Source organism: Pelagibius sp. 7325, from assembly GCF_037652055.1.
Taxonomy (GTDB): Bacteria; Pseudomonadota; Alphaproteobacteria; order Kiloniellales; family Kiloniellaceae; genus Pelagibius.
In genome coordinates, this window is record NZ_JBBKAH010000002.1 from 1,169,002 (window position 1) to 1,192,736 (window position 23,735).

A 23,735-nucleotide genomic window follows, 5' to 3' on the forward strand; every position below is an offset into this window, starting at 1 on the left:
AATCGTTGTAGACTATTAGTCTTCTTTGCCTCTTGGGAATGCCCAATCGATGAACCTGCGCGATCTCGGCTACGTGGTGGCGGTGGCCGAAGAGCAGCATTTCGGCCGTGCCGCCGAGCGCTGCCACGTCAGCCAGCCGACCTTGAGCGGCCAGCTGCGCAAGCTGGAGGAAAGCCTGGGCGTCACCCTCTTCGAGCGCACCAGCCGCTCGGTGGTGACCACGCCGCTGGGGGAGGAAATCGTGCGCCACGCGCGCCTGGCCCTGGAGCAGGCCACGCAGATCCAGGACATCGCCCGCGCCCACCGCAACCCCATGGCCGGGCCGTTGCGCCTGGGCGTCATTCCGACCGTCAGCCCCTACCTGATGCCGTTGGTCCTGGGCGCGCTGAAGCGCCGCTACCCGGACCTCACCCCGGCGCTCTTCGAGGAGGTGACGGACTCTCTGCTCGCACGTCTTACCGCGCACCAAATCGACGCGGCTGTGCTGGCGACGACGCCGGATGCGCCGGAGCTGACGTCGATCCCTCTTTTCGACGAGCCTTTCTGGGTCGCTTGCCCAAAGGACCACCCCTTGAGCCGGCAGGACGAGATCAGCGAGGCGCAGCTTGCCGACGTCGACCTGCTGCTGCTGACCGACGGCCACTGCTTGCGCGATCAGGTACTGAAGGTCTGTGCGCGGTCGCGCGGCCCCGCCAAGCAGCATCCGGGGGGGCACCGCATTGCCGACCTGCGCGCCTCCAGCCTGGAGACCCTGCTGAACATGGTGGCGGCCGGCTTCGGCTGCACCCTGGTGCCAGCGCTGGCCGTGCGCAGCCCGCATCTGAGCGGCGCCGATATCGTGGCGCGGCCGCTGCGGCTCGCCAGTGCCCAGCGCCCGGTCGCGCTGTGGTACCGCAAGTCCTTTCCGCAGCCGCGCCTGCTGGAAGCGCTGGCCGGGGTCATCCTGGACCAACTGCCCGACAGTGTGACGCCGCGGCCTGACGTCAGGCAGGCCGCAGCCATCTAAGCAAATCGAATGCTATTCCGGGCTGATTCTGAAAGCCATTCTGACACGACCGTCAATCGCCATCCCAGGAGGGGGCTGGAACGCATTGGACGAACCGCAGCAGCTTGCCCTCCAGCGCCTCCTGCACGCGCAGATGAACAACGCCACCTAGGACGTTGGCGCGCCCCGGTGCGCCCCGTCAACCGCATGGGGCCAAGCAGCGATCGCCCCCGGAAGGCGTTGCCTCCGGGGGCGATCTCAGCACCGTGAATGGACTTAAGTTTCTGCTCAGGCGGCGTGTTTCTTGGCCTCTTCCTGCAGCGTCTCGATCAGCAGCTTGCCGAGCTTCTCCGCAGAGGCCGGGTTCTGGCCGGTGACCAGGCGCCCGTCGCGCACCGCGTGAGCGCCGAAGGGCTTCGGGTTGCCCTCGAACTCGGCGCCCAGGCTGCGCAGCCGGCTTTCCAGCAGGTAGGGAACGACTTCGTCGAGACCGACCTCGCGCTCCTCGGCGTCGGTGAAGCTGTTCACCCGCTTGCCGCGCACCAGCGGCTGGCCGCTGGAGAGGTCGGCGCCGACCAGGCCGGCCGGCCCGTGGCAGATGGCGCCGATGACTGCGCCCTTCTCATAGGCCTGGGCGATCAGGCCGCCGACCGCCTTGTTCTGCGCCAAGTCCCACATGGTGCCGTGGCCGCCGGGCAGGTAGACCGCCGCGTAGTCGTCGGCGTTTACCTCGACCACCGGGCGTGAGGCCTCAAGCGCCTTCATCGCCTCCTCATCGTCCATGAAGCGCTGCACGGAGGCGGGACGTCCCTCCTTCGCGCCGGTTTTGGGGTCGGCCGGCGGCGGGCCGCCGGCGGGTGAGGCGAAGTCGACGTCGTAGCCCGCGTCACGCAGCTGCCAATAGGGGGTGGTCAATTCTTCCCAGTGGAACCCGGTCGCCTTGCCGGTGTCGCCGAGTTCGTCGTGCGAGGTGAGAAGGATGAGAATACGTTTCGTCATCGCGTTTGGCTCCCTGGTTGCTGTTGGGGTCAGGTAAGGAAACGCGGCGTCCGGCGGGATCGTTCCGAATTTCCCGTGGCGCGAAAGGAAGAAGGGCGTCCCCGCCGGGACGCCCCCTTGCCGTGCCACCGGGTTTGCCGAGGCGGCGAAGATCAGGCAGCCGCGCTCGACTCCAGGGTCACCGAATAGAGATCGTTGTTGTCGATGTCTTTCAGGGTGACGGTCATCGCCTCGGTCTCGCCATCGATGCGGACCTGACCGAAGAACTGAAGCTTCTCGGCGGGTGACAGGTTGGCCCTGCCGCCCGGGTTCTTGGTGTACATCACCTGCGGGCCAAAGGTGTTGTCCATCTCGCCGGGGCCGAAGGAGCCGGCGTGCACGGGGCCGGAGACGAACTCCCAGAACGGCTCGAAATCCTGGAACTGCGCCTTGTTGGGATCGTAGTAGTGCGCGGCCGTATAGTGCACGTCGGCGGTCAGCCATACGGTCTGTTTGATGCCGCTGTGCTTGATGAAGCGCAGCAGGTCGGCGAAGTCGTGCTCGCGCCCCTTCACCGGGCCATCGCCGTTGGCGCCATTCTCGAAAGCCGGCAGGTCGCCTACCTTGTCCTTTACCTGAATGCCGATCGGCATGTCGGCCGCGATCACCTTCCAGGTCGCCTTGGAAGCAAGCAGTTCCTGCTTCAGCCACTTCAACTGCTCGGCGCCGAGGAAATCGGTCTCGGGGCCGCGCTCGAGCTGGTCGTTGGCGCTGTTCGCGCCGCGGTAGCTGCGCATGTCGACGAAGAAGATGTCGAGCAGCGGGCCGTAGGAGACCTTGCGGTAGATGCGCTCGGGATCGCCCAGCGTCGGGCGGATCGGCATGTACTCCAGGAAGGCGCGCTGCGCTCGGCTGGCCAGCAGGGAGGCGCTCTTCACCGTGTAACGGTCGTCGGCGATCAGCATCTCGCCGGGGTACCAGTTGTTGGTGACCTCATGGTCGTCCCACTGCGAGAAGATCGGCACCTCGGCATTGAAGCGCCGCACGTTGTCGTCCATCAGGTTGTACTTGTAGTTGCCGCGGAACTCGGCCAGCGTCTCAGCGACCTTCGACTTCTCTTCGATCGTCACGTTCTTCCAGATGCTGCCGTCGGGCAGGGCAACCTCGGCCTGGATCGGGCCGTCGGCGTAGATGTTGTCGCCGGAGTGGATGAAGAAGTCCGGGCGGTTGTTCAGCATGGTCTGGTAGCAGCGCATGCCGCCCCAATCCAGGTTGATGCCCCAGCCCTGGCCGGCGGTGTCGCCGGTCCACACGAAGCTGACGTCGCGCTTGTTGCCCGGCGCCGTGCGGAAGCGGCCCACCGTGGGCTCGCTCAGCAGATTCACGTCGGCGAGATCTTGCCACTGCAGGCGATAGAAGATGTCCTGGCCGGCGGGCAGGTCGGTCAGGTCCAGGCTGGCGGTGAAGTCGCTGGTCTCGATCGCCGCCGGCCCGCGCAGCTTGCGCGCGTTCTTGAAGGAGTCCGTAGTTGCGACTTCAACCATCAGGCGCGCCGGCCGGTCGGCGCGCGCCCAGATCATGCCGCTGTTGGTGGTGACGTCGCCGCTCTGGACGCCGTGGGTGAAGACCGGCCGGTTCACTTGGGCGATGGCCGGGGCGGCAAAGCCCAGCAAGCCGGCGCCGGCTAGCCCGGCGCCGGCGGCGGCGCCGCTGCGCAGCAGACTCCTGCGGGTAATCGGGAGGGCGGTCCGGCGGAAAGACAGATGCGACATGATCTTCTCCTTGAGATCGGCGGGTACACGGGGGTCCGGCTCCGGGCGGAAGCGGGGATAGTTTCGGCCTCTGCGGGCCTTGGCTTGTGTGGTCGGCTCCGACTCTTGCCCGGCATGACTATCGCGCCGTCGATAACCTGCTGCTATTGCCGGGCAATGTCGCTCGCGCGTCAGTTTCGTGACGGTGGCAGAGGGGTCTGTGAGCAACCGGGAAAATGCTGCCAAAATGTTAATCTTCAACGTCTTTTAACCGTTCTCTGCTCGAATCATCCTGCATTACCCTGCCAGTTCGTGGAGAGATTCGGCCGTTGCCGACGAAAATGGAGTTGGCTGCGGAGCTTGCCCGGCTCCAGCGGCGCGTGGAGGAGGTCGAGCGGCTGGAGGCCGAACGGGCTCAGGCCGAGGCGGCCTTGCGCGAAAGCGAGGCGCGCCTGCGTGATTTCGCCGCCGCCGCTTCCGACTGGTTCTGGGAGATGGACGCAGACTTGCGCTTCTCCTTCATGTCGGAGCGTCTGCGCGACGTCACCGGGGTGGATCCGCGCCGCACCATCGGTAAGACCCGACAGGAAATGGGCTCGGGCGACACTGACGGCGACAAGTGGCAGACGCATCTTGACGACCTCAGGGCGCACCGCCCGTTCCGTGACTTCCGATACATCTACGTTGCCGATAACGGCGACCGGCAATACTGGTCGATCAGCGGCGTGCCGCTGTTCGACGAGGCGGGCTGCTTCCTCGGTTACCGCGGCACAGGGCGCAATCTGACCGAGGAATACCGCGCCCGTCGCATGGCCTTCGAGGCGCAGGATCTGCTGCTGCAGGCCGTCGAACATTTCTCTTCGGCGGTCGCCCTGTTCGACAGCGAAGATCGCCTGCTGCTGTTCAACGACGCTTACGTCGAGGTCTTCGCGTCCTGCGCCGATGCCATCGGTCCTGGCATGAAATTTGAGGACCTGGTCAGCCTGCAGGTGGACCATGGCCTTATCCGGGAAGCGGTCGGGCGCGAGGAAGAATGGGTGGCAGAGCGCATGGCGCGCCACCGCAACCCGGTCGAGGAGTTCGAGACCCAGCGTTCCGATGGCCGCTGGACCCGCATCCGCGAAGAGCGCACGGCCAATGGCGGCCTCTTCCTGACTCTGACCGACATCACCGAGACCAAGACGATGGAGCGCGCCGAGCGGGAGATCCGTGATCGCTTGCGCGCGGTTATCGATCACCTGCCCGCTGGTCTGGTGCTGAAGGATGACGGTGGCGCCTACATGCTCGCCAACCAGCAATTCCTGGAGCTCTACGGCCTGCAGGCGCACGAGGTGGTCGGCGGCACCGCTTTCGAGTACTTCCCGCAGCAGCAGGCCGAGGTAATCTCCGCACAGGACCGCACCGTGCTGCGCACCGGTATCCCGATGGAAGCAGAGATGGAGGTGACGCGGCTGGACGGAGAGAAGGTGTTCTGCATGATCACCCGCTTCCCGGTGCTCGATTCCGCCGGGCGCGCCATCGGTATCGGCGGCATCCATATGAACATCAGCGAGATGAAGGAGAAGGAGCGCCAGTTGCGCATCGCGCGCGACGAGGCCGAACGGGCCAACCACGCGAAGTCCGCCTTTCTCGCCAACATGAGCCACGAACTGCGCACGCCGCTGAACGCCATCATCGGCTTCTCGGAGATCATGGAGCAGGGCCTCTTCGGGCCGCTTGGCAATCCGCAGTACCGGGAGTACGCAGAAGACATCCGCCGCAGCGCCAGCCATCTGCTGTCGATCATCAGCGACATTCTCGACCTTTCCAAGATCGAGGCCGGTCGCATGGAGCTGCACGAGGAGATGATCGACATCGCCTACGTGGTGAGCTCCTGCCGCACCATCGTGAAGGAGGCCGCCGCCAATGCAGGCCTCGCGCTGCGCAGCCTGCTGCCGGACGATCTGCCGCCGCTCTATGCCGACAAGCGCTCGGTGCGCCAGATCCTGCTCAACCTCTTGTCCAACGCGATCAAGTTCACGCCCGAAGGGGGCGGCGTCATGGTCGAGGCGATGCTGGAGCCCTCGGGCGACCTCGCGCTCGTCGTGCGCGATACCGGCGTTGGCATGACGGCCGAGGGCATTGAAATCGTGCTGCAGCCCTTTGGACAGATCGAGAGCGCACACACCCGCACCCACAACGGCACCGGCCTCGGGCTGCCAATCTCGAAATCGCTGGCAGAATTGCACGGTGGATCGATGAAGGTGGAGAGCGAAGTGGGCAAGGGGACCTCGGTCACCGTCCGCTTCCCGGCCCGGCGGGTCGGTAGCCGTGCCGTCTTCGATGCCGGGAACGGGCGTCGCTCCGCCTGAGAGCCGCCCGCTACAACGGGAAGACCAGCAGAATCATCGGTATCGAGACCGCGACCACCAGGATCTCCAGCGGCAGGCCCATGCGCCAGTAGTCGCCGAAGCGGTAGCCGCCCGGCCCCAGGATGAGGGCATTGTTCTGATGCCCGATGGGCGTCAGGAAGGCGCAGGAAGCGGCGATGGCGACGGCCATCAGGAAGGGGTCGGCATCGACGTCCAGGCGCTCCGCCACCGTCGCGCCGATCGGGGCCATGACCACCGCGGTGGCAGCATTGTTCAGAATGTCCGAGAGCGTCATTGTGACGACCATCACGATTACCAGCACCGCAACCGCCGGCAGCCCCGCTGTCAAATCGACCAGCCCGTTGGCGATCAGCGTAGTAGCGCCGGTGCTTTGCAGCGCGCCGCCGACCGGGATCAGCGAGCCGAGCAGGACGATCACCGACCAGTCGATGCCGTCGTAGAGTTCGCGCACGTTCATCAGGTCGAGTGCCACCAGCACCACGATGGCGATGCCGAAAGCGATGTGAATCGGCACGATGCCGAAGCTGGCGGCGAGGATCGCCGCGGCGAAGACGGCGATCACCGCCGGGCCCTTGCTGCGTTTGCCGAAGTGCATCTCGCGTTCGGCCAGCGGCAGGATGCCGTAGGGTGTCACCAGGTCGGCGAGCTGCTCCTTCTCGCCGTGCAGCAGCAGAACGTCTCCGGGACGGATGCGGAAGGAGCGCAGGCGGCCGTGATAGTGCTGGCCTTGGCGCGAGACCCCGAGCAGGGTGATGCCGCGCAGCGCGAAGAGATGCAGTGAACCGACCAGGCGGCCGTCGAGGCGCGAGCCCGGCGCCACCACGCCCTCCATCAGCGTCGCGTCCTCCGACATTTTGCGCGCGCCGACGCCGGACGCCTCGGCGCCGATCTCCAGTTCCAGCGTGCTGACGAACTTGTCGATCTCCTCCGGCGCGGCCTCGATCTTCAGAATGTCGCCGGCTCGCAGCTCCTTGCGCGTCGAGGCCGGAAAGGCCCGCTCGTCGCGGATCTGGTCCATGATGACCACGTCGATGTCCTTGACCAGCTCATCGATCTCTCGCAGGGTCTTGCCGACGTGCGGGTTGCCCTCCGGAACGCGGGCTTCGGTCACGTATGCCTCGATGTCGAACAGCTCGCCCTTGGGGCGCGCGCCGCCGCGCTGCGGCACCAGGCGCCAGCCGATCAGGGCAACAAAGGCCACGCCGGCCGCAGCGACGGCGAGGCCCACGGGTGTGAAGTCGAACATGCTAAAGTTGCTGCCGGTCAGCTGGCCGCGGTAACTGGCGACGATGATGTTAGGTGGCGTGCCGATCAGGGTGATGAGGCCGCCCAGCATCGAGCCGAAGGACAGTGGCATCAGGATAATGCTGGGCGAACGCGCCGCCTTGCGCGCCGACTGGATCGCCATGGGCATCAGGATGCCCAGCGCGCCGACATTGTTCATCACCGCCGACATGGCCGCGCCGATGCCGGCCACGGCGCCGACGTGCGTGGTCGTGCGCCCGGATGCCGGCCGTACCAGTTGGGTGAGGCGGTCCACGGCGCCGGTGCTGGCCAGTACCCGGCTCAGCACCAGTACGGCGGCGACGGTTATGGTGGCCGGGTGGCCGAAGCCGTCGAAGGCGCCCTCCGGCGCCACGAGGCCCGTGGCGACAGCCGCCATCAAGGCGGCGAAGGCGACCACGTCGTAGCGCCAGCGGCCCCATACCAGAAGGGCGAAGAGCGCCAGCAGGATGGCGAAGATCACGGCTTGATCGATGGTCACGGCGATTCTGCGGGCTCCCGGGAATGCGAGGACGTGGCGGCGGATATGACCTTGGGCGCGGGCGATTGTGTCACTGCCGCCGGGCCGGTGCAAAACCTTAGGATTGCAGCCGGATTCCAGTCCACGCTGTTCGGGAAACGGCGCTTTCACGGCCTCTCACAACGCCGTGAAAAGCCTTTGGTTGCATCCGAGGCTGCTTATCTGAACCCTACCGGCCTCGGATTCTCCGTCCTTTATCTTTGTTTGATAGAGTGGCGACGAGGGCCGGCAAGGGGGCAGAGGAATCGCAGTATGGCTAACATCATCGAGGCCGATCTCTGTGTCATCGGTGCGGGCTCCGGCGGGCTGTCGGTGGCCGCCGGCGCCGTTCAGATGGGCGCGCGCGTGGTGCTGATCGAGAAGGGCAAGATGGGCGGCGACTGTCTCAACAGCGGCTGCGTACCCTCAAAGGCGCTGATCGCCGCCGCCGCGGCAGGGGACGCGATGCGCCATGCCGGCCGCTTCGGCGTCAGCGGCCAGGAACCCGGGGTCGACTTCGCCGCTGTGCGTGACCATGTCCGTGGCGTCATCGCCGGCATCGCGCCGCACGATTCGGTGGAGCGCTTCGAGGGGCTGGGCGTCACCGTGATCCAGGCTGCCGCGCAATTCACCGGCCGGCGCGAGGTCGTGGCCGGCAACACTACAGTGCGGGCCAGGCGCTTCGTGGTCGCCACCGGCTCGACGCCCGCCGTGCCGCCGATCCCCGGGCTGGAGGCGGTACCCTACCTGACCAACGAGACGGTATTCGACCTCGCCGAACGGCCCGAGCACCTCATCGTCATCGGCGGCGGGCCGATCGGCGCTGAATTGGCGCAAGCACACCGACGCCTGGGTGTCCGTGTCTCGCTCTTGGAAATGTTCAAGGTGCTCGGCAAGGACGACCCTGAGGTGACCGCCGTCGCGCGCCGCCGCCTCGCCTCGGATGGCGTCGAGATCCACGAAGGCATTCAGATCAAGGCGGTCTCCAGGCAGGGCGACGCGATCGGCGTCACCATCGAAAAGAACGGAGTCGAGACGACGCTCAGCGGTTCCCACGTGTTGGTTGCCGCCGGACGCAAGGCCACCGTCGAAGGGCTGGGCCTGGATGTCGCCGGCGTTTCCTACTCCGCCAAGGGCGTCGCGGTCGACCGCCGCCTGCGCAGCAGCAACAAACGTATCTTCGCCGTTGGCGATGTTGCCCTGGTGGAAGGCCTCGGCGCCTACCAGTTCACCCACGTGGCCGGCTATCATGCCGGGATCGTCATCCGCAACGCGCTCTTCAAGCTGCCGGCCAAGGTAGATTACGGGGCGCTGCCCTGGGTGACCTTTACCGATCCGGAGATCGCCCACGTCGGCCTGACCGAGGCGCAGGCGCGCGAGAAGCACGGAGACAAGGTGGCGGTGCTGACCGCGCTCTTCGCGGAGAATGACCGTGCCCGCACCGAGCGCGCGACCGAGGGTCTGGTGAAGGTGGTGGTCGGATCGCGCGGGCGCATCCTCGGCGCCTCTATCGCCGGGCGTCATGCCGGCGAGCTCCTGCAGCCCTGGGTGCTCGCTATCGGCCAGCGCCTCAAGATCGGCGCCATGGCGAACATGATCGCGCCCTATCCCACCCTCGGGGAAGCGAGCAAGCGCGCCGCAGGCAACTATTACACGCCGACCCTGTTCAGCGATCGCACGCAAAAGATCGTGCGCTTCCTGCAGTGGTTCGGCTGAGAGAGTCCTTTCTATGAGCGAGTTGAGCGAAGAGATCGACGTCAAGCCGGCGGGCCGGCCATTGCTGCGCCGGCTGCTGCCGCTGCTGGTTCTGGCTGCAGCCGTTGCTCTGGCTTTTGCCCTGGGTCTGCAGGACTATGTCAGCCTGGAGAACCTACGTACGCATCGCGCCGAACTGAATGCCTTCGTAGCAGAGCAAGGCGTCATCGCCGCTCTCGTATTCATCGCCGTCTATGCCGTGACCACGTTGCTTATTCTGCCGGTCGGGGCCGTGCTCACCATCATCGGCGGCTTTCTCTTCGGCGCAACGCTTGCAACGATCTACGTCATGCTGGGCGCCACCTTGGGTGCGACGATCCTCTTCACCATAGCCCGCAGTGCCCTCGGCGATCTCTTTCGCGCCAAGGCCGGCCCTGCGCTGGAGCGGATGGAGGCGGGGTTCCGCGAGAACGAGTTCAGCTACATGCTGCTGCTCCGCCTCGTCCCGCTGTTTCCCTTCTTCATCGTGAATGTCGCGCCGGCATTCCTCGGCGTTTCGCTACGCACCTATGTCGTTTGCACCTTTGTCGGCATCGTCCCCGGCACCCTGGTCTTTGCGCTGGCCGGGGGAGGCCTCGGATCGGTGTTCGATGGTGGCGGCGCCTTTACGGTGGAAAGCGTGCTGACGCCGCAGATCATTGCCGGCCTCGTCGGCCTCTCGTTGCTTTCCCTGCTGCCGGTCGCCTATAAGCACCTCAAGGCACGCCGCCAGGCCCGCTGAAACGCGGGCGCCGCCCGCTGGCCCCAGGCGCCGATTGGATCTGGCCCTCTATGAAGCGGCCTTGAGGCTTGATATACCTGGGGGATCGCAAGGGGTGGCGCCGTTTTCGGCCCTGCCCGCAACGCGGATTCCAGCCAAGCGGAGAAGTGCCATGCCGCAATCCGAGGCCCCAGCGCCTGCAGCCCGCCGATTCCGGATCCGCGGTCTCTCCGCCGGACTTCTGCTGTTGCCGATCCTGGCCCTGGCGGGAGCGACGCTTGCCGGTGCCCAGGACATTCGCTTTTTCCGCATCGGCACCGGCTCGACCGCCGGGACCTATTTCCCGATCGGCGGCATCATCGCCAGCGCCATTTCCAGCCCGCCGGGCAGCCGCGACTGCACGGGCGGCGGCAGCTGCGGCGTTACCGGTCTGGTCGCCGTCGCACAGTCGACTCGCGGATCGGTCGACAATGTGCGCCAGATCGAGGAAGGCTCGATGGAGTCCGGCTTCAGCCAGTCGGATGTCGCCTACTGGGCCTACCGCGGCGAGGAACTGTTTCTCGAGGGCGGCCCGCTGAAGTCACTGCGCGCCATCGCCAACCTCTACCCCGAGACCATCCACCTGGTGGTGCGCTCCGATTCCGGCATCAAGTCGGTCGCCGATCTGCGCGGCAGGAAGATCTCGGTCGACCGCCCCGGCTCCGGCACGCGGGTCGATGCTCTCCTGGTGCTCAGCGCCTTCGGCATTGTGCCAGCGGATTTCGAGGATTACGCGCTGGCATCCGGTGCCGCTGGTGACGCCCTGCGCGAGGGCGAGATCGACGGATTCTTCTTCGTCGCCGGCACCCCGGCGACCGCGGTGCTGGAACTTGCCGAGGAGGCACTGGTCGACCTTGTGCCGATTGCCGGACCTGAGGTCGACAAGCTCTTGGCCGACAGCCCCTTCTTTGCCCGCCAGGCGCTGCCGGCCGGCACCTATCCGGGGCTCCAGGCAGTGGACACCCTTTCGGTCGGCGCCCAGTGGGTGGTGTCGGAGAAGGTGCCCGAGGAGACGGTCTACGCCATCACCCAGGCGCTGTGGCATCCGACCACGCGGCAGCTGCTCGACAAAGGCCATCCCAAGGGTGCCCAGATCGTGCTGGAAAAGGCGCTGGACGGCCTCGGTATTCCGCTGCACCCGGGCGCGGCCAAGTACTACCGCGAAGTCGGCATGATGAAATAGCGGCCTGGCGGCTCAATCAAACTCGATGATCCAGCTCTCTTCGGCGGCGGCCGCCGTCCATTCCTTCATCCAGGGGTGGTCGGTCACCGCCGTGCAGTAGGCCTCGCTGATGGAGTCCAGCGTCACGTCGTAGGTGCGGAAGCGGGTCACTACAGGCGCGTAGAAGGCATCGGCCACGCTGAAAGCGCCGAAGAGAAAATCCCCTGCCCTGCCGAAGCGGCCGCGGCAATCGCGCCAGATCGCCTGAATGCGGTCGACGTCGGCCTGAACTTCCGGTGCGATCTGGTGACCGGGGTGGTGCTTGCTGAGATCCATCGGCAGGGCGCCGCGCAGGGCCTGGAAGCCGGCATGCATTTCGGCGGTGACGCAGCGGGCGAGACGCCGGGCCGCCGGGTCGCTCGGCCACAATCCCTGAGAGGGATAGGTCTCGGCCAGGTATTCGGCGATGGCCAGGCTGTCCCACACCGCTTCCCCGCCGGCAATCAAGGTCGGCACCTTGCCGGCCGGGCTGTGGTGCAGGATTTGCGCGCGCGTGTCGGGCTGGCGCAGCGGGATCACCACCTCGTCGAAGCGGATGCCGGCCTGCTTGGCCAGCAGCCAGCCCCGGAGCGACCAGGAGGAATAGGTCTTATTGCCCAGAATCAACGTATAATCGGTCATCGTCATGCTCTTGTTTGCGCGCCGCGGAACGGCCGAGACTCTGCGAGTCGACAGCGCGGCGATTTAGCGCAAATATGCCGCCGCCGCGCAAGTCCGTGGTGTCACTCCATATTCCCCCGCTAGGAAACCAGCTTCGGAGCTTACCCCTTGGCCAGTCCCGCCGCCCTTGTTGCCACTCTCCTCGACGATGAGTCCAAAGCCACCCCGATCACCGCGCTGACCCGCGACGTCTATGACGACTGGCTGAAGGCGCAGCCCGCGCCGCGCCGTGCCTGGGTCGCGGCCAGCGGCTTCCGTGCGCAGCCGGGCAGCTTCTGTCTGCTGCCGGGCGAGGGCGGCGCGCTGGAGGAGGTACTGCTGGTGATCGACGGCGACGAGCCGATCTGGTCCTTCGCCGGGCTGCCCACCGGGCTGCCGGCCGGGGTCTATCGCCTCGATCAGGGCATGCGCCCGGGTGCCGCCTCGCGTGCCGCCCTGGGCTGGGCCCTCGGCAGCTACGCTTTTACCCGCTACAAATCCAACGGGCGCGAGCTGGCGCGTCTGGTGTGGCCCAAGGCGGCGGACCGCGACCAGGTGACCCACACTGCCGAGGCCATCGCCCTGGTGCGCGACCTGGTCAATACCCCGGCCAACGACATGGGTCCGGCACAGCTCGCCGAGGCCGCCCGCGCCCTGGCCAAGCAGCACCGTGGCAAGTGCAGCGTCATCGTCGGGGACACCCTCTTGAAGCGGAACTACCCGGCGATCCATGCGGTCGGCCGCGCCGCCGCTGAGGAGCCGCGGCTCATCGACATGCGCTGGGGGACCAAGGGTCCCAAGGTGACGCTGGTTGGCAAGGGCGTCTGCTTCGATTCCGGCGGCCTGGACCTGAAGCCCGCTGCCGGAATGAAGCTGATGAAGAAGGACATGGGCGGCGCCGCCCATGTGCTGGGCCTTGCCTCGCTCATTATGGCGGAAAAGCTGCCGCTACGCCTGCGCGTGCTGATCCCGGCGGTCGAGAACGCCGTTTCCGGCAATGCTTTCCGGCCGCTCGACGTGCTGCAGACCAGGAAGGGCCTCACCGTCGAGGTCGGCAACACCGACGCCGAGGGCCGCCTCATCCTTTGCGATGCCCTGGCCGAGGCGGACAGCGAGAAGCCCGACCTGCTGATCGATTTCGCGACCCTGACCGGCGCGGCGCGGGTCGCCCTCGGGCCCGACTTGCCGGCGATGTTCTGCAACGACGACAAACTGGCCGGCGTCATCCTGCGCCAGGGTGCGGCGGAGGGCGACCCGGTGTGGCGCCTGCCGCTGTTCAAGGGTTACCGCCAGGGTCTCGACAGCAAGGTCGCCGACCTCAACAACATCTCCAACAGCCCCTACGGCGGCGCCATCACCGCGGCGCTGTTTCTCGAGCAGTTCGTCAACCCGGGCACCCGCTGGGTGCACTTCGACGTCATGGCGTGGAACGTCGCCACACGGGCGGGACGGCCCGAGGGCGGCGAGGCCATGGGCCTGCGTGCGGTCTACGCCGCCATCGTCGAACTGACGCGCCGTGGTCCTGCCAGGAAAGCCTGACGGCCCGGAAAGGCTTCTGGGCGGTCGATGTCACAGGCGGCGGGCTTGCGCCCGCCGCGCCGCTTCGGCAGACTTCGTTTCGCTTCTGCAATGAGAACGAGCCGCCGCCATGGCTGCCCCACCGACGTCGACCCCTGCAGGCGGGCCTGCGATGCAGCCGAGCCAGGCGCTGGCGCTGTGGCACCGGGTGCTGGTGGTTGGCCTGAACCGGACGCTGCCGGACCTCACCACGCGGCAGTTCGCTCTTTTCCTTCAGGTATATCTGGCACCGCCGCCGCACACCGTGCGCGGCCTCGCCAAGACTCTCAACATGTCGAAGCCGGCGGTGACCCGCGCCGTCGACCGCCTGGAGAAACTGGAGTTCGTCCGCCGCAAGACCGACGAGCAGGACAAGCGCTCGATCCTTGTCCAGCGCAGCGTGAAGGGCTCGGTCTTCCTACGCGAGTTCGCCGACATGGCCGCGGCGGCCTCGCGCGAGCTGCAAGTTCCCTGACAGCGGCCGCTCAGTAGCCGCGCTTCAGGTCAACCACGTGCTGCAGGGCCTCGCCGGCCTCCAGGCGCTGAATGTTGGCCACCACCGCGCGCACGGCGCTGGAGGGGATCGTCATGCTGGCGATGTGCGGCGTCATGAAGACGCGCGGATGTTCCCAGAAAGGATGGTCCTCGGGCAGCGGCTCCTGGCGGAAGACGTCCAGGGTGGCGCCGCTCAGTTGCCCGCTGTCGAGGGCTTCGATGAGATCCTCCTCGACCAGCTGACCGCCGCGCCCCACGTTGATGACGGCGGCGCCGGCCGGCAGCTTGGCGAAGAGATCGCGGTTCAGGAGGTCGGCGGTTTCCGCTGTCAGCGGCAGCAGACAGACCAGAATGTCGGTTCCCGCGAGGAACTCGTCCAGGCCGGCTGGCCCATGGAAGCAGGTGACGCCGGTGATGCTCTTGGGGCTGCGGCTCCAGCCGGCCAGCTTGAAGTCGAAGGCCCTCAGCTTCTCCAGGGCATCGCGGCCCAGAACGCCGAGCCCCAGCATACCGACCTGGCGCGCCTCGGCGGCGATCTGCGGGATTTCTTCCCATACCTTGGCGCGGCGCTGGGCGGCGTAGTCCAGCATGAAGCGGTGGTGGTTCAGTACCGACAGCACGACGTACTGGGTCATGCCGGCGGTCAGGCCCGGCTCCACCATGCGCACCACCGGCACGTTCGGCGGCAGCTCCGGGTCACTCGCCAGGTGATCGATGCCGGCGCCCACGGAGAAGATGGCCCTCAGGTTGGGGTAGCGCTTCAGTTCGCCCTTGGGGGGCTGCCATACCAGGGCGTAGTCGATCTTTGCCGGGTCGCCGTCGTAGGGCCAGGTGTAGGTTTTCAATTCGGGATAGTGGGCGTTCAGCGCCTCGGTCCAGGCGTTGCCCCGGTCGATGTCGGTTTTGATGAGAAGTGCCACGGAAATCCAACTACGAGAAAACAGGGAGGGGTCAGGTGGAGACGACGCCTTCGACGGCTTCCAGGTCAAAGGCTGCTTTCATGAGTGCTTGAGTGTAGGCGTTCTGCGGTGCATCGAAGATCTGCTCGGCGCGGCCCTGTTCTACCACCTTGCCATCGCGCATGACGATCACTTCGTCGGCGAGGGCGCGGACCACCTTCAGGTCGTGGCTGATGAAGAGGTAAGCCAGGGCATGGCGCTGCTGCAGTTCGCGCAGCAGGTCGACGATCTGTGCTTGCACCGACATGTCGAGTGCCGAGGTCGGCTCGTCCAGCACCACGAAGCGCGGCTTCAGCACCATGGCCCGCGCGATGGCGATACGCTGTCGCTGGCCGCCGGAGAACTCGTGCGGGTAGCGATGGCGGCTTTCGGGGTCGAGGCCGACCTCCTCCAGCGCGGAGACGATCATCGCCTCGCGCTCCGCCTCGTTGCCGCCCAGGCTGTGGATCTTCAGGCCCTCGGCGACGATCTGGCCGATGGAGAGGCGCGGGCTCAGGGAGCCGTAGGGGTCCTGGAAGACGATCTGCATGGAGCGGCGCAGGGGGCGCAGGTCTTGGCTGCCGAGGCCCTGTATGACCTTGCCGTCGAAACGGATGGCGCCCTCGGATGACAGCAGGCGCAGGAGGGCGAGGCCCAGGGTGGTCTTGCCGGAGCCGCTCTCGCCGACGACGCCAACGGTGTGGCCCTGACGCACGGTGACGGAAATGCCGTCGACAGCGCGGACGTAGTCGACAGTGCGCTTCAGGATGCCTTTCTTGATTGGGAACCAGACCTTCAGGTCGTCGCCTTCCATCACCACCGGTGCATCGGCGGCGCCGCCAAGCGGCCGGCCTTTGGGCTCCGCCGCCAGCAGGCGCTGCGTGTAGGGGTGCTGCGGGCGCTCGAAGATCTCCTCCTCGTTGCCCTGCTCGACGATCTCGCCCTGGGTCATGACGCAGACCTTGTCCGCCATCTTGCGCACGATGCCGAGGTCGTGGGTGATCAGCAGCAGGGCCATGCCGAGTTGCTGCTGCAATTCCTTCAGCAGTTTCAGGATCTGAGCTTGGATGGTGACGTCCAGGGCCGTGGTCGGCTCATCGGCGATCAGCAGGTCCGGCTCGTTGGCCAGTGCCATGGCGATCATCACGCGCTGGCGTTGTCCGCCGGACAGCTCGTGCGGATAGGCATTGAGGCGTTTCACCGCGTCGGGAATGCCGACCAACTTTAGGAGTTCAAGGGTGCGCTGGCGTGCCTGATCCTTGTTCATGCCCTTATGCAGGAACAGGGTTTCGTTGATCTGCTTTTCCACCGTGTGCAGCGGATTCAGCGAGGTCATCGGCTCCTGGAAGATCATCGAAACCTGATCGCCGCGCACCTTGCGCAAGCGCTTGGTGTCGGCGCCGACCATCTCTTCGCCGTCGAACAGAATGGAGCTGCCTTCCGGGTGGCGGGCCAGCGGGTAGGGCAACAGCTGCAGGACCGACAGCGCCGTTACCGACTTGCCTGAACCGGATTCGCCGACCAGAGCGACGGTCTCGCCTCTGGCGATTTCGAAGCTGACGTTTTTCACGGCATCGACCGCGCCGCCGGGCATCTGGAATCGCACACCCAGGTTGCGCACCTGCAGCAGGGGGCCTCCTTTGTTGTTTCCCGGCATCAGTCGTCGCCTCCAGCAGCAGGGGCCGGTTTGGCGGCCCGGTCGCTGGCTGCAGATTCGGCCTGCACCGGCCCGGTGAACAGCTTGCGCGGGTCAAAGGCATCACGCACCGCCTCGCCGATGAAGACCAGGAGGCTAAGCATGATGGCGATGGAGAAGAAGCCGGTAAGGCCGAGCCAGGGCGCGGCGAGGTTCTCCTTGCCCTGTTTCAAAAGCTCACCCAGGGAAGCAGAACCGGCGGGCAGGCCGAAGCCGAGGAAATCCAACGAGGTCAGCGCGGTAATGGAACTGGACAGAACGAAGGGCAAGAATGTGATGGTGGCGACCATGGCGTTGGGCAGAACGTGGCGAAACATGATGACCGGGTCGGTCGCACCCAGCGCGCGGGCGGCGCGCACGTAGTCGAAATTGCGGGCGCGCAGAAACTCGGCGCGCACGACGCCGACGAAACCCATCCAGGAGAACAGCAGCAGAATACCCAAAAGCCACCAGAAGTTCGGCACTACCACGCTGGCCAGGATGATCAACAAGTAAAGCTGAGGCATGCCGCCCCAGATTTCCATGAAGCGCTGAAACAGCAGGTCGGTCCAGCCGCCGAAGTAGCCCTGCACGGCACCGGCGGACACCCCGATAACCGCTGACAAGGCGGCGAGCACCAGCCCGAAGACGACTGAGATACGAAAACCATAGATGAGGCGCGCCACCACGTCGCGGGCCTGGTCGTCGGTGCCCAGCCAGTGCTCGGCGCTGGGCGGCGTGGGCGCCGGATCAGGCAGGTCCCAGGCGACGGAGCGATGGTTGAAGCGGATGACCGGCCAGATCATCCAGCCCTTCTCCGTGATCAGTTCTTGAACTGCTGGATCTTTGTACTCCGCAGCCGTTGGAAAAGAACCGCCGAACTCCGATTCCGGATAATCCTTTACGACCGGAAAGTAGAGGCTACCGTCGTAGTAGACAAGGAAGGGGCGGTCGTTGGCGACGATCTCTGCGGCAAGGCTGATCACGAAAAGCGCTATGAAGATCCACAGCGACCAGTAGCCCCGACGGTTGGCGCGGAAGTTGTGCAGGCGGCGTCGATTCAGCGGACTGATCCTGAGCCCGATAAACTGCGGCTGCTGCGCGGGCATCGTCATGTCACACCGCCCGACGCTCGAAGTCGATGCGCGGATCGACGATGGTGTACATGATGTCTCCGACGATGTTCATCAGCAGGCCGAGCAGCGAGAAGAAGTAGAGCGTGCCGAACATGACGGGGTAGTCGCGGTTCAGCGCCGCTTCGAATCCTAGCAAGCCTAGCCCGTCCAGCGAGAAAATCACCTCGATCAAGAGCGAGCTGCCAAAGAGGATTGCGACGAAAGCGCCTGGAAAGCCTGCAATGACGATCAGCATGGCGTTGCGGAAGACATGGCCGTACAGCACGCGGTTCTCGGTCAGGCCCTTGGCGCGGGCGGTGATGACGTACTGCTGGCCGAGTTGGTCGAGGAAGGAGTTCTTGGTCAGCATCGTCAGCGTCGCAAAGCCGCCAACTACCATGGCGAAGACCGGCAGGGCGATGTGCCAGAAATAGTCGGCGACCTGCTGGTACCAGGGCCACTCCGATGACCCGACGGAGGTCAGGCCTCGGAGCGGAAAGACCTCCCAGTAGGTGCCGCTGGCGAAGAGAATGATCAGCAGCACGGCGAAGAGGAATGAGGGAATCGCATAGCCGACGATTATGGCGCCGCTGGTCCAGAGGTCGAAGCGGCTGCCGTCGCGGGTCGCCTTGGCGACACCCAGCGGAATGCAGACCAGATAGGTGATGAGCGTGGTCCACAGGCCGAGGGAGATGGAGACGTCCATCTTCTCGATCACTAGATCGACCACGGGCCGCCCCCGGAAGAAGCTCTCACCGAAATCGAAGACGGCGTAGTTTCTCAACATCAGCAGGAAGCGCTCGTGCGCCGGCTTGTCGAGCCCGAACTGGCGCTCCAGTTCCGCGATGAATTCCGGGCTGAGGCCTTGAGCGCCGCGGTAGGCGCCGGTGGTGCTACTGTCCGAGGCGACGGAACGAGTCTCGCCGCCGCCACCGGCAATGTCGCCGGTTTGCTGCGAGACGCGGCTGGTCGCGGCGACGCCCTGGCCCGTGAGCTCCGCGATCACCTGCTCGACCGGCCCGCCGGGCAGCACCTGCACGACGGCAAAGTTGATCAGCATGATGCCGAAAAGAGTCGGGATGATCAGCAGCAGGCGGCGGACGAGGTAGGAGAGCATGACCGGTCAGCTTCCTTCCTGTGCCGCGCCGGCGCTTCGACGGCGCGCTGTCAACGTTGCCGCCTTTTCCGGGTCGATCCACCAGCGCAGTACGTCCGGGCCCTGGAGGGGGACGCGCTCCGGCCGGCCGAACTTGTCCCAATAAAGGATGCGGTCGAAAGGTGCCATGAGCTGAGGAATGACGTAGTGGCCCCATAGCAGCACACGGTCGAGCGCGCGGGTGCGCTGGATGAGGCTTTCACGCGTGGGTGCGGAAATCACCAGTTCGATCAGTTCGTCGATTACCGGATTCTTGATCCCCGCATAGTTGCGGCTGGATGGCTGGTCAGCCGCCGCGCTGCCCCAGTACTCGCGCTGCTCGTTGCCAGGAGAGAGTGACTGCGCGGTTGGAATGATCATCATGTCAAAGTCGCGCGCCCGCACCCGATTAATGTACTGCGAGGTATCGGCCAGGCGCGGCCGGACCTCGATCCCGAGGCGGCGCAGGTTGAAGAAGAACGGCAGCAGCACGCGTTCCTGTGCCTGGTCCTGGTAGAGGAACTCAAAGCTGAAGCGCTGCCCGGTTTCCGCGTTCACCAGTTTCATGTCGCGCACCACCCACCCGGCCTGCTCCAGTATGTCGAGAGCCTTCAGCAGGTTGTCGCGCGGCCAGCCGGAGCCATCGGTGGCCGGCGGCTGATACGGGGTGGTGAAGACTTCGTCGGGGATGCGTCCGCGATAGCGCTCCAGAATTTCCAGCTCTTCGCCTTGAGGCAGGCCTGTCGACGCGAGCTCGGTCGGTGCGAAGAAGCTCGCCGGCTGTTCGTACTGGCCGTAGTAGACGGTCTTGTTGGTCCACTGGAAATCGAAGGCGTAGGCCAGCGCCCGGCGCACCTGGGGATCTTTGAAGAGATCGCGGCGGAGATTCATGTAGAAGGCCTGCATGCCGCCGGAACTCTTGTCCAGGATACGCTGCTTGTGCAGGACCCCCGCGTCGACCGCCGGGATGTTGTACTGCGTTGCCCATTCCTTGGCGGAATTTTCCTGGAAGTAGTCGATCTGCCCGGCCTTCAGCGCCTGGCGGATGATAGTGCGGTCCAGAAAATACTCGTAGCGGATGGTGTCATAGTTGTCGGTGCCGACGCGCACCGGGATGTTCTCGCCCCAGTAGTCCTTCACGCGCTCGACCTCGACGAAACGTCCCGGCTCGAAGGATTTGATGCGATAGGGACCGCTGCCCAGCGGCGGTTCCAGCGTGGTGGCCGTAAAGTCGCGGTTTTCCCAGTAATGTTTCGGCAGCACCGGCAACTCACCCATGATCAATGGCAACTCGCGGTTCTCGCCAGTCTGGAAGGTGAACTTTACGCTCCGCTCGTCCAACTTTTCGACGCCGGTCACGCTCTGATAATAGAAGCGGTACTGAGGGTGCCCCTTTTCCACCAGAATGTTGAACGAGAAGATCACGTCCTCGGCGGTGACCGGCTCGCCGTCGTGCCAGCGCGCCTTGGGATTGAGGTGGAAGATGATCCATGAGCGGTCTTCCGGCCATTCCATCGTTTCCGCCAGAAGGCCGTACTTGGTGAAGGCCTCATCGTCACCGTGAGTCAGCAGCGTCTCGACCGAGATGCCGGCACCGGCGCCGGCCGTCCCCTTGGCATTGAAGGGATTGAAGGTGTCGAAAGTGCCGTCGGCGGAGAGCGTCAGCGTGCCGCCTTTGGGTGCATTGGGATTGACGTAGTCGAAGTAGGGCACGTCCGGTCCGTACTTCGGCTCGCCGTGCATGGCGATGGCGTGCCCTTTGTGGACGACTTGGTCTTGCGCGGCGGTGGCAGCGGGCAGGGCAAGCGCCGCGGTCACGGCGAAAGCGGCGAGGTATCGGTGCAGTGGCTGCAGCTTACCCAAAGACAAGACCCTGTTCGTGACGGGATTTCGGGTGCGTTCCTTTGCGGAATCTGGGCCCGAATCCTCTTCCAACCAGCCCCCTTGCCTGAATGTTATGGCCAATCAGGCGCTTTGCAGCAAGGAAATCGCTAATTCGTGACAGCGCGGGTCGCCGGCGCAGACCACGCGGCCGTCGGTGTCGAGGTCCGTCGGCCGGCCCTGCCAGTCGGTCATCACGCCCCCGGCGCCGACAATGATGGGGGCGTGGGCCAGGTGGTCGTAGGGCGCCAGGTTGGCCTCGATGACGATGTCGGCAAAGCCGCTGGCCAGAAGCCCGTAGTTGAAGCAGTCGCCGCCGTAGAGCGTCAGCTTGGCGGCCCGGCGCAGGCGGTCGAAGGCCAGGGCGTCGGCATCTCTGAACATGTCCGGCGACGTCGCCAGAACAGTGGCGTCGGCGAGGCCATCGCAGGGCCGCACCCGCGCCTCGCGCGTGCCGTTGGCATCGGTGAAGGTGGTGGCCTGCCCGGCGGCACCGGCCCAGCGCTCCTCCAGGATCGGCATGTCGATGACGCCCAGGATCGGCCGGCCGCCCTGCAGCAGCGCGACCAGGCAGCCGAACAGGGGGTTGCCGGTGATGAAGCGCTTGGTGCCGTCGATGGGGTCCAGCACCCAGACGAACTCGGCCCCCGGGTTCTCGACGCCGAACTCCTCGCCGTGGATGCCGTGGTCGGGATGGGCGGCGGCGATGAGCTCGCGCATCGCCATCTCCGCCTCGCGGTCGGCCCGGGTCACCGGGCTCTCGTCGGCCTTGGCCTCGACGGCCAGGCCCTGACGGAAGTGGTTCCGGGCGACCCTGCGTCCGGCATCCGCTAGGCGGCCCGCCAGCTTCAGAAACTCGTCAGGGCAGCCGGCGGCGACGCTCACGGGATCTGTCGCGGAACGCGGGGGTGCCGGGACGCGCGCCTTATTGAGCCGGCGGCTCTGTACCCGCCGCGGGCTCTTCCGCCGGGGCCGCTTCAGCCGGAGCCTCTTCCGCCGGGGCCTCGGTCACCTCGGGCAGCGCGGCGGGGCTGCCGCTCAGCGTGCGCAGGTAGGCGACCACGTCGGCGCGGTCGCCGGCTTTGTTGAAGCCGCGGAACGACATCTTGGTACCCGAGGCGAAGTCCTTCGGCTTGTGCAGGAAGACGTTCAGGTGCTCGTAGGACCAGGTATCGCCGCTGTGCTCGGCGAGGCTGCTGGAGTAGGAGAAGCCTTCGTGGGACGCGATCGCGCGCCCGACCACGTCGTAAAGGTTCGGGCCCACCTTGTTGGCGCCGCCTTCCTCGAAGGTGTGGCAGGAGGCGCACTGCTTGCCGGCCAGGCTCTCGCCTGCCGCGACATCGGCCGAGGCCAGCAGCGGGGCGATATCCTCCAGCGCGGGCTCCTCGGCGCCCGCGGCGGCCGGTGCGGTCCCCTCGCCGACGGCGATCACGTAGGAATTCTCCTCCAGCGTGACGTGCGGGTGATACAGCAACTCGGCGATGAAGCCGGAGAGCATGGCGATGACACCGGCGGTGAGCACGGCGGCGGCGATCTTATTCGATTCCAACGAAGAAGCCATTGATAAGCCCTTGCTTCCCTTCTGATCCGCGCGGGACAATAGCCGCGCAAGGCTGAGCATTCAATAGTCCGTCGGGCGCAAGGCTGCAAGGCTCCAGAAGCCCGTGGGGATTGCGGGAGATTGGACAGCCCTGGCGCATCGCCCCCCGGAAAAACCCCGATTTCCCGCCCCGGAAGCGCGCAGGCGGTTTGTTTTCTCCCGCGCGCCGCCCTAATCTGCGCCGGCCTTCCGGCATCCCCGGTATGACCGGCGGTCCACTTGATACCTCCCGCGCGACAATGCGCCTCAGCTTCCAGAACCCGACGATGTCCTCCAGTCCCGTCCCGAGCCGTTCAGCCCCCAAGAACCCCATCGTGATGATCCCGGCCCGGATGGCCTCGACGCGGCTGCCCAACAAGCCGCTGGCCGACATCCACGGCGACCCGATGATCGTGCATGTCTGGCGCCGCGCCATGGAGGCCGCGGCGGGCCCCGTCGTGGTGGCCTGCGCCGAGGAGGCCATCGCCGAGGCGGTGACCGCCGCCGGCGGCACGGCGGTGCTGACCGACCCGGCGCACGCCAGCGGCTCCGACCGCATCTTCGAGGCGCTGAGCGCTGTCGACCCAGAGGGGCGCCACGACGCTGTGGTGAACCTGCAGGGCGACCTGCCAACCCTCGACCCGGCGCTGGTGCAGGCCGTGTTGCGCCCGCTGGCCGCGGGGCCGGCGGACATCGCCACCCTGGTGGTCCAGATCAGCGAGGCGGAGGAACGCCGCAATCCCAACGTCGTGAAGGCGGCGGTGGGGTTTTCGCAAGGCGCTTCGATCGCTCGCGCGCTCTATTTCAGCCGCTGCCCGGTGCCCTGGGACCCACGGGACCAAGGGGGCGATGGCCCTTCCCAGCCGCTGTATCATCACATCGGCATCTATGCCTACCGCCGGGCGGCGCTGGAGCGTTTCGTCGCTCTACCGCCCTCGCCGCTGGAACTGCGCGAAAAGCTGGAGCAGCTGCGCGCGCTGGAGGCGGGCATGCGCATCGACGTGGCCCGCGTTGACACCCTTCCCCTGGGTGTCGATACTCCCGCCGATCTTGAGCGGGCCAGGGCCCTGCTGACCCCGGCAAGAGGTTGACTTTCCCCAGTTTCCGGGCAGCTTCCGCCGCTCCGGATTTCGCGA

The 23,735-nt window shown here is 66.1% G+C and carries 19 protein-coding genes; 8 read left to right on the forward strand and 11 right to left on the reverse strand.

Features of this window, described 5'->3' with window-relative positions; genetic code table 11:
- Window positions 1–49 precede the first annotated feature (49 nt).
- Entirely contained in the window at window positions 50–1,006 is a 957-nt protein-coding gene (locus tag WDC82_RS07500) for a LysR substrate-binding domain-containing protein (RefSeq protein WP_340116632.1), read from the forward strand.
- Between the two features lie 267 nt (window positions 1,007–1,273).
- Here the strand turns inward: WDC82_RS07500 and WDC82_RS07505 are convergent, their stop codons facing one another.
- Complete coding sequence (locus WDC82_RS07505) at window positions 1,274–1,984, reverse strand: type 1 glutamine amidotransferase domain-containing protein (protein WP_340116633.1); 711 nt, start codon at window positions 1,982–1,984, stop codon at window positions 1,274–1,276.
- 152 nt (window positions 1,985–2,136) lie between these two features.
- Window positions 2,137–3,735: an alkaline phosphatase D family protein gene (locus tag WDC82_RS07510; protein ID WP_340116634.1), complete on the reverse strand. Its 1,599-nt coding sequence runs from the start codon at window positions 3,733–3,735 to the stop codon at window positions 2,137–2,139.
- Window positions 3,736–4,043: 308 nt separating this feature from the next.
- Between WDC82_RS07510 and WDC82_RS07515 the strand changes: the two genes are divergently transcribed.
- Window positions 4,044–6,065, forward strand: a complete 2,022-nt coding sequence (locus WDC82_RS07515; RefSeq protein ID WP_340116635.1) for a PAS domain-containing protein — start codon at window positions 4,044–4,046, stop codon at window positions 6,063–6,065.
- Between the two features lie 10 nt (window positions 6,066–6,075).
- Here the strand turns inward: WDC82_RS07515 and WDC82_RS07520 are convergent, their stop codons facing one another.
- Window positions 6,076–7,851: an SLC13 family permease gene (locus tag WDC82_RS07520; protein ID WP_340116636.1), complete on the reverse strand. Its 1,776-nt coding sequence runs from the start codon at window positions 7,849–7,851 to the stop codon at window positions 6,076–6,078.
- A gap of 291 nt (window positions 7,852–8,142) precedes the next feature.
- Here WDC82_RS07520 and WDC82_RS07525 point away from each other — a divergent pair, with 291 nt between their 5' ends.
- The 3 genes from WDC82_RS07525 to WDC82_RS07535 all read left to right on the forward strand — a co-directional run bounded on the left by WDC82_RS07525 (window position 8,143) and on the right by WDC82_RS07535 (window position 11,546).
- On the forward strand, window positions 8,143–9,585 hold the full coding sequence (locus WDC82_RS07525) for an FAD-dependent oxidoreductase (protein ID WP_340116637.1): 1,443 nt from the start codon (window positions 8,143–8,145) through the stop codon (window positions 9,583–9,585).
- A gap of 13 nt (window positions 9,586–9,598) precedes the next feature.
- A complete protein-coding gene (locus WDC82_RS07530) occupies window positions 9,599–10,345 on the forward strand; it encodes a TVP38/TMEM64 family protein (protein ID WP_340116638.1) in 747 nt (248 codons plus the stop codon).
- Between the two features lie 151 nt (window positions 10,346–10,496).
- Entirely contained in the window at window positions 10,497–11,546 is a 1,050-nt protein-coding gene (locus WDC82_RS07535; RefSeq protein WP_340116639.1) for a TAXI family TRAP transporter solute-binding subunit, read from the forward strand.
- A gap of 12 nt (window positions 11,547–11,558) precedes the next feature.
- On the opposite strand, the gene WDC82_RS07540 is transcribed toward WDC82_RS07535, so the two are convergent.
- Window positions 11,559–12,206 carry a glutathione S-transferase family protein gene (locus WDC82_RS07540; protein WP_340116640.1) on the reverse strand — a complete coding sequence of 216 codons (648 nt, stop codon included), beginning with the start codon at window positions 12,204–12,206 and terminating at the stop codon, window positions 11,559–11,561.
- Window positions 12,207–12,353: 147 nt separating this feature from the next.
- On the opposite strand from WDC82_RS07540, the gene WDC82_RS07545 reads away from it, so the two are divergent.
- Complete coding sequence (locus tag WDC82_RS07545) at window positions 12,354–13,763, forward strand: M17 family metallopeptidase (protein WP_370661534.1); 1,410 nt, start codon at window positions 12,354–12,356, stop codon at window positions 13,761–13,763.
- Between the two features lie 151 nt (window positions 13,764–13,914).
- Window positions 13,915–14,256: a MarR family transcriptional regulator gene (locus WDC82_RS07550; protein ID WP_340116641.1), complete on the forward strand. Its 342-nt coding sequence runs from the start codon at window positions 13,915–13,917 to the stop codon at window positions 14,254–14,256.
- Window positions 14,257–14,266: 10 nt separating this feature from the next.
- Here the strand turns inward: WDC82_RS07550 and WDC82_RS07555 are convergent, their stop codons facing one another.
- The 7 genes from WDC82_RS07555 to WDC82_RS07585 all read right to left on the reverse strand — a co-directional run bounded on the left by WDC82_RS07555 (window position 14,267) and on the right by WDC82_RS07585 (window position 22,581).
- Entirely contained in the window at window positions 14,267–15,196 is a 930-nt protein-coding gene (locus WDC82_RS07555; protein ID WP_340116642.1) for a glyoxylate/hydroxypyruvate reductase A, read from the reverse strand.
- 31 nt (window positions 15,197–15,227) lie between these two features.
- Window positions 15,228–16,871, reverse strand: a complete 1,644-nt coding sequence (locus WDC82_RS07560) for an ABC transporter ATP-binding protein (RefSeq protein ID WP_340116643.1) — start codon at window positions 16,869–16,871, stop codon at window positions 15,228–15,230.
- Complete coding sequence (locus tag WDC82_RS07565) at window positions 16,871–17,998, reverse strand: ABC transporter permease (protein WP_370661542.1); 1,128 nt, start codon at window positions 17,996–17,998, stop codon at window positions 16,871–16,873. The genes WDC82_RS07560 and WDC82_RS07565 overlap by 1 nt, the downstream gene beginning before the upstream one ends.
- 7 nt (window positions 17,999–18,005) lie before the next feature.
- Complete coding sequence (locus WDC82_RS07570; protein WP_340116645.1) at window positions 18,006–19,121, reverse strand: microcin C ABC transporter permease YejB; 1,116 nt, start codon at window positions 19,119–19,121, stop codon at window positions 18,006–18,008.
- 6 nt (window positions 19,122–19,127) lie between these two features.
- Window positions 19,128–21,002, reverse strand: a complete 1,875-nt coding sequence (locus tag WDC82_RS07575) for an extracellular solute-binding protein (protein WP_340116646.1) — start codon at window positions 21,000–21,002, stop codon at window positions 19,128–19,130.
- 102 nt (window positions 21,003–21,104) lie between these two features.
- Window positions 21,105–21,905: a histidinol-phosphatase gene (gene hisN / locus WDC82_RS07580; RefSeq protein ID WP_340116647.1), complete on the reverse strand. Its 801-nt coding sequence runs from the start codon at window positions 21,903–21,905 to the stop codon at window positions 21,105–21,107.
- 40 nt (window positions 21,906–21,945) lie between these two features.
- Entirely contained in the window at window positions 21,946–22,581 is a 636-nt protein-coding gene (locus WDC82_RS07585; RefSeq protein ID WP_340116648.1) for a cytochrome c family protein, read from the reverse strand.
- Window positions 22,582–22,886: 305 nt separating this feature from the next.
- Between WDC82_RS07585 and WDC82_RS07590 the strand changes: the two genes are divergently transcribed.
- Entirely contained in the window at window positions 22,887–23,690 is an 804-nt protein-coding gene (locus WDC82_RS07590; protein WP_340116649.1) for a 3-deoxy-manno-octulosonate cytidylyltransferase, read from the forward strand.
- The last annotated feature ends 45 nt before the right edge of the window (window positions 23,691–23,735 follow it).